The organism is Burkholderia sp. 10_S31, assembly GCF_056930375.1.
Genome location: NZ_JBXOWK010000003.1, coordinates 2680922 through 2693990, shown reverse-complemented (window position 1 = coordinate 2693990; position 13069 = coordinate 2680922). Strand labels below are relative to the sequence as shown.

13 protein-coding genes are annotated in these 13069 nt (G+C 66.3%); 9 read left to right on the top strand and 4 right to left on the bottom strand.

Going from position 1 to position 13069, the window contains the following annotated elements:
* Nucleotides 1–21: 21 nt before the first annotated feature.
* Nucleotides 22–963, bottom strand: coding sequence for a CysB family HTH-type transcriptional regulator (locus tag AC1Z3W_RS32660; RefSeq protein ID WP_009689198.1), 942 nt, complete (start codon nt 961–963; stop codon nt 22–24).
* 216 nt (nt 964–1179) lie between these two features.
* On the opposite strand from AC1Z3W_RS32660, the gene AC1Z3W_RS32655 reads away from it, so the two are divergent.
* The 6 genes from AC1Z3W_RS32655 to cobA all read left to right on the top strand — a co-directional run bounded on the left by AC1Z3W_RS32655 (nt 1180) and on the right by cobA (nt 7388).
* Nucleotides 1180–2859 carry a nitrite/sulfite reductase gene (locus AC1Z3W_RS32655; protein ID WP_175825072.1) on the top strand — a complete coding sequence of 560 codons (1680 nt, stop codon included), beginning with the start codon at nt 1180–1182 and terminating at the stop codon, nt 2857–2859.
* A 25-nt stretch (nt 2860–2884) separates the two neighbouring features.
* Nucleotides 2885–3427, top strand: coding sequence for a DUF934 domain-containing protein (locus AC1Z3W_RS32650; RefSeq protein WP_124834445.1), 543 nt, complete (start codon nt 2885–2887; stop codon nt 3425–3427).
* Nucleotides 3424–4167: a phosphoadenylyl-sulfate reductase gene (locus AC1Z3W_RS32645; protein WP_057926046.1), complete on the top strand. Its 744-nt coding sequence runs from the start codon at nt 3424–3426 to the stop codon at nt 4165–4167. Before AC1Z3W_RS32650 ends, AC1Z3W_RS32645 begins: the two co-directional genes overlap by 4 nt.
* A 75-nt stretch (nt 4168–4242) precedes the next feature.
* Nucleotides 4243–5205, top strand: a complete 963-nt coding sequence (gene cysD, locus AC1Z3W_RS32640) for a sulfate adenylyltransferase subunit CysD (RefSeq protein WP_057926045.1) — start codon at nt 4243–4245, stop codon at nt 5203–5205.
* Between the two features lie 22 nt (nt 5206–5227).
* On the top strand, nt 5228–6544 hold the full coding sequence (locus AC1Z3W_RS32635; protein WP_057926044.1) for a sulfate adenylyltransferase subunit 1: 1317 nt from the start codon (nt 5228–5230) through the stop codon (nt 6542–6544).
* A 94-nt stretch (nt 6545–6638) separates the two neighbouring features.
* Complete coding sequence (cobA, locus tag AC1Z3W_RS32630; RefSeq protein ID WP_175825073.1) at nt 6639–7388, top strand: uroporphyrinogen-III C-methyltransferase; 750 nt, start codon at nt 6639–6641, stop codon at nt 7386–7388.
* A gap of 128 nt (nt 7389–7516) precedes the next feature.
* Here the strand turns inward: cobA and AC1Z3W_RS32625 are convergent, their stop codons facing one another.
* The 3 genes from AC1Z3W_RS32625 to lptF are packed head-to-tail and all read right to left on the bottom strand — an operon-like array spanning nt 7517 to nt 10169.
* Nucleotides 7517–7900: a sirohydrochlorin chelatase gene (locus AC1Z3W_RS32625; protein ID WP_057926042.1), complete on the bottom strand. Its 384-nt coding sequence runs from the start codon at nt 7898–7900 to the stop codon at nt 7517–7519.
* Between the two features lie 25 nt (nt 7901–7925).
* Nucleotides 7926–9074: an LPS export ABC transporter permease LptG gene (gene lptG / locus AC1Z3W_RS32620; protein WP_057926041.1), complete on the bottom strand. Its 1149-nt coding sequence runs from the start codon at nt 9072–9074 to the stop codon at nt 7926–7928.
* Nucleotides 9075–9077: 3 nt separating this feature from the next.
* Nucleotides 9078–10169, bottom strand: coding sequence for an LPS export ABC transporter permease LptF (gene lptF / locus AC1Z3W_RS32615; protein WP_175825074.1), 1092 nt, complete (start codon nt 10167–10169; stop codon nt 9078–9080).
* A 122-nt stretch (nt 10170–10291) separates the two neighbouring features.
* Between lptF and AC1Z3W_RS32610 the strand changes: the two genes are divergently transcribed.
* From AC1Z3W_RS32610 to AC1Z3W_RS32600, 3 genes are read left to right on the top strand one after another with little or no spacing between them, the layout of a single operon-like run.
* Nucleotides 10292–11803: a leucyl aminopeptidase gene (locus AC1Z3W_RS32610; RefSeq protein WP_057926039.1), complete on the top strand. Its 1512-nt coding sequence runs from the start codon at nt 10292–10294 to the stop codon at nt 11801–11803.
* 40 nt (nt 11804–11843) lie between these two features.
* Nucleotides 11844–12260, top strand: coding sequence for a DNA polymerase III subunit chi (locus AC1Z3W_RS32605; RefSeq protein ID WP_057926038.1), 417 nt, complete (start codon nt 11844–11846; stop codon nt 12258–12260).
* A gap of 25 nt (nt 12261–12285) precedes the next feature.
* Nucleotides 12286–13032, top strand: coding sequence for a DUF2486 family protein (locus AC1Z3W_RS32600; RefSeq protein WP_483509313.1), 747 nt, complete (start codon nt 12286–12288; stop codon nt 13030–13032).
* The last annotated feature ends 37 nt before the right edge of the window (nt 13033–13069 follow it).

Sequence of the window (13069 nt, the reverse complement as noted above, 5' to 3'; positions counted from 1 at the left end):
CCCTGCGTTTATACACGCGGGTCAAAGCTCGTACGATTCGGACTCGCCCTTGAGCGCCTGCTCGATCAGCTTGCGGTTCAACGTCGGCGACAGCAGCTCGACGAGTGTATACACATAACTGCGCAGGTAGGCGCCCTGCTTGAGCGCGACGCGCGTCACATTGCTGCCGAACAGGTGGCCGACCGGAATCAGCCGCAGGTTGCGGTCGCGCTCCGGATTGAACGCGATGTCGGCCATGATCCCGACGCCGAGGCCGAGCTCGACATAGGTCTTGATCACGTCGGCGTCGATCGCCTCGAGCACGATGTCCGGCGACAGCCCGCGCAGCGCGAACGCGTGGTTGATCTTCTTGCGGCCGGCGAACGCGTCGTCGTACGTGATCAGCGGGTACTGCGCGAGATCGTCCAGCGTGACCGGCTTGCGCTCGAGCAGCGGGTGGTCGGCAGGCACCACGGCCGCGTGATGCCACTGGAAGCAGGGCAGCGACACGAGTTCCTTGTAGTCGGCGATCGCCTCGGTCGCGATCGCAAGATCGGCCTGGTCGTGGATCACCATCTCGGCGACCTGCGTCGGGCTGCCCTGCAGGATCGACAGGTGCACCTTCGGGAAGCGCTTCTTGAACTCGGCGATCGCGGCCGGCAGCGAGTAGCGGGCCTGCGTGTGAGTGGCGGCGATCGTCAGGTTGCCCTGATCCTGTGCTGCATAGTCTTTTCCGACCCTTTTTAGGCTTTCAACCTCCTGCAGTATCCGCTCGACCGACGCGAGGATGATCCTGCCCGGCTCGGTGAGCGAGCGCACGCGCTTGCCGTGCCGCGTGAAGATCTCCACGCCGAGCTCGTCCTCGAGCTCGATGATCGCCTTCGATACCCCCGGTTGCGACGTGTACAGCGCCTTGGCGGCCTCGGTGAGGTTGAAATTCTGCCGGACGGCCTCGCGCACGAAGCGAAATTGGTGCAGGTTCATTTATAACCCTTCCGCATATCAACAGAATTTTTTAGTCGTTTGAAATATAAGGCGAGTTTATTACGATTCACCGGAGTTTTTCAAATATGGATATCTGTTTTCGTCATTAGCAATCCAGCCAGGCAGCGGAAGGCCGGCGGTGGCGGCGGAACGGAGATTCGGGCGCGACGTGGCTAGGACGTCGCGCAGTCACCACGAAAACCCTGGGGTCCCCGAATGTATCAGTACGACCAGTACGACCAGACGATCGTCGACGAGCGAGTCGCACAGTACCGCGATCAGGTGCGCCGCCGCCTGTCGGGCGAGTTGAGCGAAGACGAGTTCCGTCCGCTGCGCCTGCAGAACGGCCTGTACATGCAGCGCCACGCGTACATGCACCGCATCGCGATTCCGTACGGCAACCTGCGCAGCGAGCAGCTCCGCATGCTGGCGCGCATCGCCCGCGAACACGACCGCGGCTACGGCCACTTCTCGACCCGCTCGAACATCCAGTTCAACTGGGTCGAGCTGGAAGACACGCCCGAGATCCTCGCGAAGCTCGCGTCGGTGCAGATGCACGCGATCCAGACGTCGGGCAACTGCATCCGCAACATCACGGCCGACCAGTTCGCCGGTGTCGCGCAGGACGAGGAGATCGATCCGCGTCCGTGGTCCGAGATCCTGCGCCAGTGGTCGACGTTCCATCCCGAATTCGCATGGCTGCCGCGCAAGTTCAAGATCGCGGTGTCCGGCTCGAAGGACGACCGCGCGGCCGTGCAGATTCACGACCTCGGCGTGTACCTGAAGAAGAACGCGCAGGGCGAAGTGGTCGCGAGCATCCTCGCGGGCGGCGGCCTCGGCCGTACGCCGATCGTCGGTGCGGTGATCAAGGAAGACCTGCCGTGGCAGCACCTGATCACCTACTGCGAAGCCGTGCTGCGCGTATACAACCGCTACGGCCGCCGCGACAACCTGTACAAGGCGCGTATCAAGATCCTCGTGAAGGCGCTGTCGCCCGCGAAGTTCGCGCAGCAGGTCGAGGAAGAGTGGCAGCACCTGAAGGACGGCCCGTCGACGCTCACGCAGGCCGAACTCGACCGCGTGTCGCAATACTTCCAGCCGCCCGTCTACGAGAAGCTCGCCGACACCGATGCGTCGTTCGAACAGCACCTGCTCGAGAACAAGGCGTTCGCGCGTTGGGTCGAGCGCAACGTCGCACCGCACAAGGTGCCGGGCTATGCCGCTGTCACGCTGTCGCTGAAGGACCATCGCGTGGCCCCGGGCGATGCGACCGACGCGCAGATGGACCTGGTGGCCGACTGGGCCGACGCGTACTCGTTCGGCGAACTGCGCGTGTCGCACGAGCAGAACCTGATTCTCGCGAACGTGAAGAAGCGCGACCTGTTCGCGGTGTGGGAAAAGGCGAAGGCGGCCGGTTTCGCGACGCCGAACATCGGCCTGCTGACCGACATCATCGCGTGCCCGGGCGGCGACTTCTGCTCGCTCGCGAACGCGAAGTCGATCCCGATCGCGCTGGCGATTCAGCAGCGTTTCGACGATCTGGACTACGTGTACGACCTCGGCGACCTGTCGCTGAACATTTCCGGTTGCATGAACTCGTGCGGCCATCACCACGTGGGCAACATCGGCATCCTCGGTGTCGACAAGGACGGCGCCGAGTGGTACCAGGTGTCGCTCGGCGGCGAGCAGGGCACGGGCCAGAACGGCGCGCGTCTCGGCCGCGTGATCGGGCCGTCGTTCTCGGCGGAAGAAGTGCCGGACGTGATCGCGAAGCTGATCGACACGTTCGTCGAGACGCGCATCGACGGCGAGCGCTTCATCGACACGTACGACCGCATCGGCATCGCACCGTTCAAGGAGCGCGTGTATGCGGCGCGCCAGGCAGTGAACGCGTAACCAACCGGGTAGAGGGAATTTGCAGATGGCTTCGATTATCAAGAACCGCGCAGTGATCGACGACGCATGGCAGGTCGTGCGCGCGGCGGAAGACGGTGCGCTGCCCGCGGTCGACGCATTGCCGGCCGGCAAGGTGCTGGTGCCGTTCACCCTGTGGCAGGCCGAGCGCGCGGCGCTCGTCGCCACGAAGACGAAGGACGAACTCGGCGTGTGGCTCGCGCCGGACGGCGAGCCGGCCGATCTCGTGGCCGATTTCGATGCGATCTCGCTGATCGCCGTCGAATTCCCGCGCTTCGCGGACGGCCGCGGCTACAGCATCGGCCGCCTGCTGCGCGAGCGCCACGGCTGGAACGGCGAGCTGCGCGCGATCGGCGATGTGCTGCGCGACCAGCTGCTGTATATGTCGCGTTGCGGCTTCGACGCGTTCGCGGTGCGTGCCGACAAGGACATCCACGACGCGCTGAATGCGTTCGGCGAGTTCACGCAGCGTTACCAGGGCGCATTCGACGAGCCGGCGCCGCTGTTCCGCCGCCGCACCGCGGCAGTCGACACCAAGGTGAGCGCATGAGCAGCGCGACCGCACTGAGCCCGGAACTCGCCGCGAAGGTCGAGCGCCTCGACGCGCTGCTCGCGCAGATCGGCGCACGGCACGAGAAGGTGAAGTTCGCGAGCAGCCTCGCCGCGGAAGACATGCTGCTCACGCACGCGATCCTGTCGAAGGGCGTGTCGATCGGCATCTTCTCGCTGAACACCGGCCGCCTGCACGCGGAAACGCTGGGCATGATCGACCGCGTGCGCGAGCGCTACGGCTACGAGATCGAGCAGTTTCACCCGCAGCAGGACGCGGTCGACCAGTACGTCGCCGAGCACGGCCTGAACGCGTTCTACGAAAGCGTCGAGCTGCGCAAGTCGTGCTGCCACATCCGCAAGGTCGAACCGCTGAACCGCGCGCTGGCCGACGTCGGCGCGTGGGTCACGGGCCAGCGTCGCGAGCAGTCGGTCACGCGTGCGGAGCTGCACGAGGAAGAACAGGACGAAGCGCGCGGGATCGCGAAGTACAACCCGCTCGCCGACTGGACGGAAACCGACGTGTGGGCTTACCTGAAGGCGTTCGACGTGCCGGTCAACCCGCTGCATGCGCGTGGCTACCCGAGCATCGGTTGCGAGCCATGCACGCGCGCGATCCGTCCCGGCGAGGACAGCCGGGCGGGCCGCTGGTGGTGGGAGTCGCGCGACACGAAGGAATGCGGGCTGCACATCACGATCACGCCGATTCCCGCGACAGCCGTTGCCGGCGCCGCGAACTGAAAGCCGACAAGAAACCGAATATTGCGCCGCCTGCGACAGCGGGCGGCACGAACCCAGAAGAGAAGGACTGAAATCATGAGCACGACGCTCGAGCAATCCGCCTTTGCCCCGCCCACCGGTGCCGACAGCCGCATGGGCCACCTCGACTGGCTCGAAGCCGAGTCGATCCACATCCTGCGCGAGCTGGTCGCCGAGTGCAGCAAGCCGGCGCTGTTGTTCTCGGGCGGCAAGGATTCGGTCGTCGTGCTGCACCTCGCGCTGAAGGCATTCGGCCTCGGCGCGAACCGCAAGACCACGCTGCCGTTCCCGCTCGTGCACATCGACACGGGCCACAACTACGAGGAAGTGATCGACTTCCGCGACCGTCGTGCGCAGGAGCTCGGCGCCGAGCTCGTGGTCGGCCATGTCGAGGATTCGATCAAGCGCGGCACGGTCGTGCTGCGCCGCGAAACCGATTCGCGCAACGCCGCGCAGGCCGTCACGCTGCTCGAGACGATCGAACAGCACGGCTATACCGCGCTGATCGGCGGCGCGCGCCGCGACGAAGAGAAGGCGCGTGCGAAGGAGCGGATCTTCTCGTTCCGCGACGAATTCGGCCAGTGGGATCCGAAGGCGCAGCGCCCGGAACTGTGGAGCCTGTACAACGCCCGCCTGCACAAGGGCGAGCACCTGCGCGTGTTCCCGATCTCGAACTGGACCGAACTCGACGTGTGGCAGTACATCGCGCGCGAGAACCTCGAACTGCCGTCGATCTACTACGCGCACCAGCGCGAGATCGTGCGCCGCAACGGGCTGCTCGTGCCGGTCACGCCGCTCACGCCGATGCGTGACGGCGAGACGAGCGAGCTTGCGCAGGTGCGTTTCCGCACGGTCGGCGACATTTCCTGCACGTGCCCGGTTGCGAGCGATGCGGACGACGTCGAGAAGATCATCGCCGAGACGGCGGTGACCGAGATCACCGAACGCGGCGCGACCCGGATGGACGACCAGGCCTCCGAAGCCGCGATGGAACAGCGCAAGAAGCAAGGTTATTTCTGAAGCACACGAGGACATTCACATCATGAGCATCATCGAGAACACCGAAGACCTCGGCGTGCTGCGCTTCATCACCGCAGGCAGCGTCGACGACGGCAAGAGCACGCTGATCGGCCGCCTGCTGTACGACAGCAAGGCCGTGCTGTCCGACCAGCTGTCCGCGCTGTCGCGCGCGAAGAACAAGCGCACCGTCGGCGACGAGATCGACCTCGCGCTGCTGACGGACGGGCTCGAGGCCGAGCGCGAGCAGGGCATCACGATCGACGTCGCATACCGCTATTTCGCGACCGCGAAGCGCAAGTTCATCATCGCCGACACGCCGGGCCACGAGCAGTACACGCGCAACATGGTGACGGGTGCGTCTACCGCACACGCGGCGATCATCCTGGTCGACGCGACGCGCGTGACGATCGAGAACGGCGTCGCGGAACTGCTGCCGCAAACGAAGCGCCACAGCGCGATCGTGAAGCTGCTCGCGCTGCAGCACGTGATCGTCGCGATCAACAAGATGGACCTCGTCGACTACAGCGAAGCGCGCTTCAACGAGATTCGCGACGCGTACGTCGCGCTCGCGAAGCAGCTCGGCCTGACCGACGTGCGTTTCGTGCCGGTGTCGGCGCTGAAGGGCGACAACATCGTCGGCGCGAGCGAGCGCATGCCGTGGTACGCGGGCGAGCCGCTGCTCGACGTGCTCGAATCGCTGCCGGTCGAGACGCAGGCGCATGACGCGCTGCGCTTCCCGGTGCAGTGGGTCGCACGCCAGGACGGCAGCTCGGCCGACGATTTCCGCGGCTACATGGGCCGGATCGAGTCGGGCGAGGTGAAGGTCGGCGACGAAATCATCGTGCTGCCGTCGAACCGCACCGCGACGGTCGCCGAGATCGTCGCGCCGGTGCCGGGCGGCACCGCGTCCGTCGCGCATGCATTCGCGGGCCAGACGGTGACGATTCGCCTCGCAGAGGACGTCGACGTGTCGCGCGGCGACATGTTCGTCACGACCGCCGAGCCGGTCGCGCCGGCGAAGAAGCTCGAGGCGGACCTGTGCTGGTTCGACGAGACGCCGCTGTCGCCGCAGCGCAAGTACCTGCTCAAGCAGACCACGAGCACGGTGTTCGCGAAGATCGGCGCGGTCAAGGAAGTGCTCGACGTGCATACGCTGTCGCACGCGACCGACCGCCAGGAGCTGAAGATGAACGACATCGGCCGCGTCGCGCTGACGCTGCAGAAGCCGATCGTCTGCGACACGTACGACGCGCATCCGGGCACGGGCGCGTTCGTGCTGATCGACGAGGCGACGCACCACACGGTCGCCGCCGGCATGATCCGGGCGTTCTCGGCGTAACCGGCATAACCGGCATAACCGGCGGTTAGCGCCGCCCTCGCGGCGGCGCGGGCCGGCCGCCGTCCGCACGAGCAGGACAAGCGAAGCGACAAACATGGGCAAGGTGTATCTGATCGGAGCAGGGCCGGGCGCCGCGGACCTCATCACGGTGCGTGGCGCGCGGCTGCTCGAGCAAGCCGACGTGGTGCTGCACGACGCGCTCGTCGAGCCGGCGATGCTCGACTACGCGCCAAACGCGCGGAAGATCGCGGTCGGCAAGCGCTGCGGGCAGCGTTCGACCGCGCAGCACTTCATCAACAAGCAGATCGTCGACGCGGCGCGCGAGCATGGTTGCGTCGTGCGGCTGAAGGGCGGCGACCCGATGCTGTTCGGTCGCGCCGAAGAGGAAATGCGCGCGCTCGAGGCGGCCGGCATCGACTACGAGGTCGTGCCGGGCATCACCGCGGCGCTGGCCGGCGCGGCGACGCTGAAGCGCTCGCTGACGTTGCGCGGCGTGTCGCGCAGCGTCGCGTTCGCGACGCACAGCCGCGCACCGGGCAGCGACGAGATTCGCGAGGCGGCGCGCGCCGATTCGATCGTCTACTACATGGGCCGCGACAGCGCGCCCGGCATCGCGCAGGAACTGATCGACGCGGGCCGCGCGCCCGCGACGCCGGTGGCGATCGTCGAGGCATGCAGCACCGCGCGCGAACGCACGCTGACGCTGACGCTTGCGCAGATGGCGGCGGGCGACGCGCAGACGTGGCTCGACCCGGCGGAACCGAGCCTGCTGATGATCGGCGATGCGTTCGCCGAACGCGTGCGGCTCGCGAAAGAGGGCGACGCGTTGCGGGACGCGGCTTGAGTCGAAGGCGCGGTCCGTGCGGCAAGCGATGCATCGATGGCCGCCGGATTGACGCCGGTCCGCAGGCTGAAAAAAAGCGCTGGCTTCACCGAAGCCAGCGCTTTTTTGTTTTGGGGCCGCCGATTCGCTTACGCGTCGCGGCCGACCTGGTCGATGCAGTAGCGTGCGATGGCGTCGAGCACGCCGTCGTCTTCCCCGACGGCCGTCGCGCAACGGATCTCGACCCCCGGATGCGCGGCGCGGCAGGCGTCGACGAGTTGCGGCAGGTCGCGACGGACATGGCCGCCCTGGCCGAAGAATACGGGCACCACGGTGATACGCGTGCAGCCGGCCGCGACCTGCGCGGCGACGGCTGCGTCGAGCGACGGCGTCATCAGTTCGAGGAACGCGAGCGACACGTGCGGCGGGGAGGCGCCGGCGCCGCGCAGCCGTGCGGCCAGCCGTTCGAACGGCTCGGCCCAGCGCGGATCGCGTGCGCCGTGGCCGAACAGGACGATGCCATGCGAACTCATGTCGAAGCCTCCGTCGTGACGGCGCTCAGTGCCGGTCGACCCACTTGAGCGCGAACAGGCCGAGCGCGAGATAGATGAGGCCCGGCGTCGCCGCGGTCAGCGGCGCGGGCCACGTATTCAGCGTGCCGATGTGCGAGAACAGCGTGTTGAGCAGCTGGAAGCTCATGCCGAGCATGATGCCGCCGAACACCTTCACGCCGACCACGCCGGCGCGCGTATGCAGGTACGCGAACGGCAGCGACAGCACGAGCATCACGAACACCGCGAACGGGTAGAGCAGCTTGCGCCACAGCGCGATGTCGTAGCGCTGCGTGTCCTGCTGGTTCTCGCGCAAGTGCTGGATGTAGCGGAACAGATTGATGAGCGACATCCGTTCCGGCGACACGAGCAGCACCGACAGGATCTGCGGCGTCAGGTCCGAGCGCAGCCGGTATTCGGGCAGCGTCACCTGTTGCGACCGGTACACGGGGTTCAGCGCATCCGTCGGCTGGCCGCTGATCGGCTTGATCGGCGTCAGTTCGGTTTCGGTGACGCCCTTGAGCAGCCAGTGGCCGGGCGGCTCGTAGCGGCCCGTCTGCGCGATCCGCACGTTCTGCAGCTGGAATTTCGAGTCGAACTCGTAGATGCGCACGTTGCTGATCGTCGAGTCGGGCGACAGGCTGCCGACGTTGACGAAGCGCGTGACCTGCTCGCCGTTCTCGCGGGCCGCGAGTGTGTCCTTCACCCACACTCCCGACTGGAAGTTCGACGACACCGACGCGCCGAGCGCCTGCAGCCGCACGCGTTCGGACAGCTGGTCGGCGTACGGGCCGACGAATTCGCCGATCAGGTAGGTGATGATCACGAGCGGAATGCCGATTTTCAGCAGCGAGCGCAGCGCCTGGTTGGTCGCGAGGCCCGACACGCGGAAGATCGTGAATTCCGAGTTCGCGGCCATCTGCGCGAACACGTAGATCGCGCTGATCAGCGCGGCGACCGGGATGATCTCGTAAAAGCGCGACGGGGTTTGCAGCGCAACGCGCAGCACCGCGTAGCCGAACTTGTAGTTGCCGTGCCCGACCGAGTTCAGTTCGCTGATCAGGTCGAAGAAGAAGAACAGGCCCGAGAACGCGAACAGGATGAAGACGAACGTGACGTAGATCTGCCGCGCGAAATATTTTTCATAGAGCCGCATCGATCATGCTCCCGAGCGGCCGAACAGCGCGCGTGGAAACAGCGGACGATTGCGCACGCGCAACCAGAAGATGAACGCGACGATCACCGCGACGACCAGGTGCAGGCCGACGAGGCCGACGCCGAACGACATCTTGCCCTGCTCGATCTGTGCCTGCACGACGTTCAGCAGGTTCGAGTACGTGAGGTAGATCAGCACGGCCATCACGAGGTTGATCGTGCGGCTGCGGCGCGGGTTCTGGTACGACAGCGGAATCCCGAGCACCATCAGGTTGATCGCGATCAGCGGCAGCCCCGCGCGCCACGCGAATTCCGCGAGGTTGTCGCGCGTCGGGTTGCGCAGCAGGTCGGGCGTGGGCGTGCTGTTGGTGGTCGGCACGTTGGTGACCGGCGTGCTTGTGATCTTCACGCCGTAGCGCTGGAACTCCATGATCTTGAAGTTCGGCTGGCCCGGCGTGCCGTCGTAGCGGCGGCCGTCTTCCAGCACGACGAAGCGATCGCCGTCCTTCGTTTCCGTATGGCCCGTGTGCGATACGACGATATTGACCTTGCCGTTCTCGGTCGACGTGACGAACACGTTCTGCACCTTGCTCTGGTCCGGCGACATCTTCTCGATGAAGAACACGCGATGATTCGCGGCCGATTCGCGGAACTGGCCGGGTGCGAGCAGCGAGATCTCGTCGCGCTGCTGGAAGCGTGCCTTGATCATCTTGCTCTGCTGGTTCGACCACGGCCAGCCGACGAACGCGAAGAACGCGATCAGCAGGACGATCGGCGTGGCGAACACGCCGATCGGCTTGATCAGGCGCGTGAGGCTCACGCCCGACGCGAGCCAGACCACCATTTCGGAGTCCCGGTACCACCGAGTCAGCACGAACAGGATCGACACGAACAGCGTGACGACGAGCATCACGGCGAGATAGCCGATCACGGTGAGGCCGATCAGCACGAGGACGTCCCGCGGATCGATTTCGCCGGACGCAGCGTAACCGACGATGCGGATCATCATCGTCGTGAGCATGATCGTGAGCAGCACCATGAACACGGCGCCAGCCGTATACGCAAGCTCGCGCTGGAGGGAGCGTTCGAAGATCATTCTTGATGAGAAGAGGGCGGGAGGCTGCGCACGCGTGGTGGAGCGCTCGCGCCGCCACGGGAAAAATAGCGGATAATTGCGGCTTTCATCCTTAGCCCAGATTTTATCCGAGGACAAGCGCGATGGACTTTAGCATAAAAGGCTGTGATTGGAGCAAAGGCGAGGCCAAGGGGTTCCTGACCGGGAAGTCCGATTGCATCGTGCTCGGCATCTTCGAGGCGCAGACCCTTTCAGGCGCAGCGCTCGACATCGACACGGCCACCAAGGGGCTGATCTCGCGCGTGGTGAAGGCCGGCGACATGGACGGCAAGCGCGGCAAGACGCTGTTCCTCCCCGAGGTATCGGGCATCGGCGCGTCGCGCGTGCTGCTCGTCGGGCTCGGCAAGCAGGATGCTTTCAACCAGAAAGCCTACAACGATGCAGCGACGGCCGCATGGCGCGCGCTGCTGGCGACCAAGGTCGTCCAGGTCACGTTCACGCTCGCGCAGCTGCCGGTCGACGAGCGCGGCTCCGACTGGGGCGTGCGTGCGGCGATTCTCGCGCTGCGCAACGAAACCTACCGCTTCACGCAGATGAAGAGCAAGCCGGAACCGGCGTCGCATACGCTCAAGCGAGTCGTGTTCAGCGTCGATCCGGCCGATGAAAAGGCGGCGAAGCTGGCGGTCAAGCAGGCCGTCGCGCTCGCGAACGGGATGGATCTCACGCGCGATCTGGGCAACCTGCCCGGCAACGTGTGCACGCCGACCTATCTCGGCAACACCGCGAAGAAGATCGCGAAGGATTGGGGTCTGAAGGCCGAGGTGCTCGGCCTGAAGCAGATCCAGGCGCTCAAGATGGGCTCGTTCCTGTCGGTGGCGCGCGCGTCGGTCGAGCCGCCGCAGTTCATCGTGCTCCATTACCAGGGTGCCGCCGCGAAGGCCGCGCCGGTCGTGCTGGTCGGCAAGGGCATCACGTTCGACACGGGCGGCATCTCGCTGAAGCCGGGTGAGGGCATGGACGAGATGAAGTACGACATGTGCGGCGCCGGTTCGGTGCTCGGCACGATGCGTGCAGTCGCCGAAATGGGCCTGAAGATCAACGTGGTCGCGATCGTGCCGACCTGCGAGAACATGCCGGGCGGCAACGCGACGAAGCCGGGCGATATCGTCACCAGCATGAAGGGGTTGACGATCGAGGTGCTGAACACCGACGCCGAGGGTCGCCTGATCCTGTGCGACGCGCTGACTTATGCGGAGCGCTTCAAGCCGGCCGCGGTGATCGACGTGGCGACGCTGACGGGCGCATGCGTGATCGCGCTCGGCGCCCATAACAGCGGCTTGTTCTCGAAGGACGATGCACTCGCGGGCGAACTGCTCGACGCATCGCGCGAAGCGAACGACCCGGCATGGCGCATGCCGCTCGACGACGAGTACCAGGATCAGCTGAAGTCGAATTTCGCGGACATCGCGAACATCGGCGGGCGTCCGGCCGGTGCCGTGACGGCGGCGTGCTTCCTGTCGCGCTTCACGGAAAGCTATCCGTGGGCGCACCTGGACATCGCCGGTACCGCATGGAAGGGGGGCGCGGCGAAGGGCGCGACCGGCCGTCCGGTGCCGCTGCTCGCGCAGTTCCTGATCGACCGCGCCGGCCAGTGATAGTGATGGCAGGTCTTACGACGATGCGGGTACGCGGGCAATGACGCGAATCGATTTCCATTCGAACGTCGGCGATTCGCTCGCGTATGCATGCCGGCTGCTGCGCAAGGCCTATCAGGCCGGGCAGCCGGTCGTCGTGCTCGCGGAACCCGCGCGCCTGCGCGCGCTCGACGAGCGGCTCTGGACGTTCTCGCCGCTCGATTTCATCCCGCATTGCGGCGTCGACAGCGCGCACGCGGCCGGCACGCCGATCGTGCTGACCGCCGATCTCGACCAGGCGCCGCATCACCATGTGCTGCTGAACCTCGGTGCGGCCGTGCCCGCGCAGTTCGCCCGTTTCGAGCGCCTGCTCGAAGTGGTCGGCAACGCGCCGGACGAACTGGCCGCGGGCCGCGACCGCTACCGCTTCTACCGCGATCGCGGATACGCGCTGAACAACTACAAGCAGGGCAGCTAGCCGAAACCGTCGACGGAGCATCCCCGTGACACAAGCCGAATCTTCTTCGATTCCGACGCTGACCGACGTGCTGGTGCCGGGCAAGCCGGCGCCGGAGCGTTCGTCCGCGGCCGATGCGCCGCCGAGCGACGATGCCGCCGTGCCGGCGCTGACCGACGTGGTCGCGCCGGGCCATCCGGCCACGCCGTCCGCCGCATCGGAATACGTGGGACCCGACCCCGAATCCGTGGTGGTCGAGCCGGTGCCGACGCCGGACGTCCCGACCGTCGAATTGCCCGGAGACAGCGACGCACCGGCGCAACCCGGTGCCGCCGGACACATCGTCGCCGAAGAGTCTGGTGGGATGCAGGCGCCGCTGCGCTCCGCACTGGCCACCGATGACACGCAGCAGCCCGCCTTTGCCGCGGCGGCGCCGCGCGAGGCCGACGAAGCGGTGCTGCCGCATGGGCTCGCACCGGCTGCCGACGGGCTGGCTACGGATCAGCTCGCCGGCGTATCGCAGCCGGACACGCCTGCGGCCGCCGCGCTGACGCCGGAGGACGCGCAGCGTATTGCCGAGCGTCTGCGCAATCGGCTGACGAATTATCTGACCGGGGAAGGGCGCGAGGCGATCGAGGCCCGCTGCCGCGATGCGCTGCACGACCATACGGCCTGGCTGGTCGGCCAGATCACGCGCGAAGTGGCGTTGGCGCTCGAAACCGAAGTGATGGAGTGGGTTCGCGACGCGGTCGACGAAGAGATCGCCCGTCGCCAGACCGGTCATTCTGGCTGAGCGCACGATCGTTCGTGCGCCGGAACCGCGGGTGCGG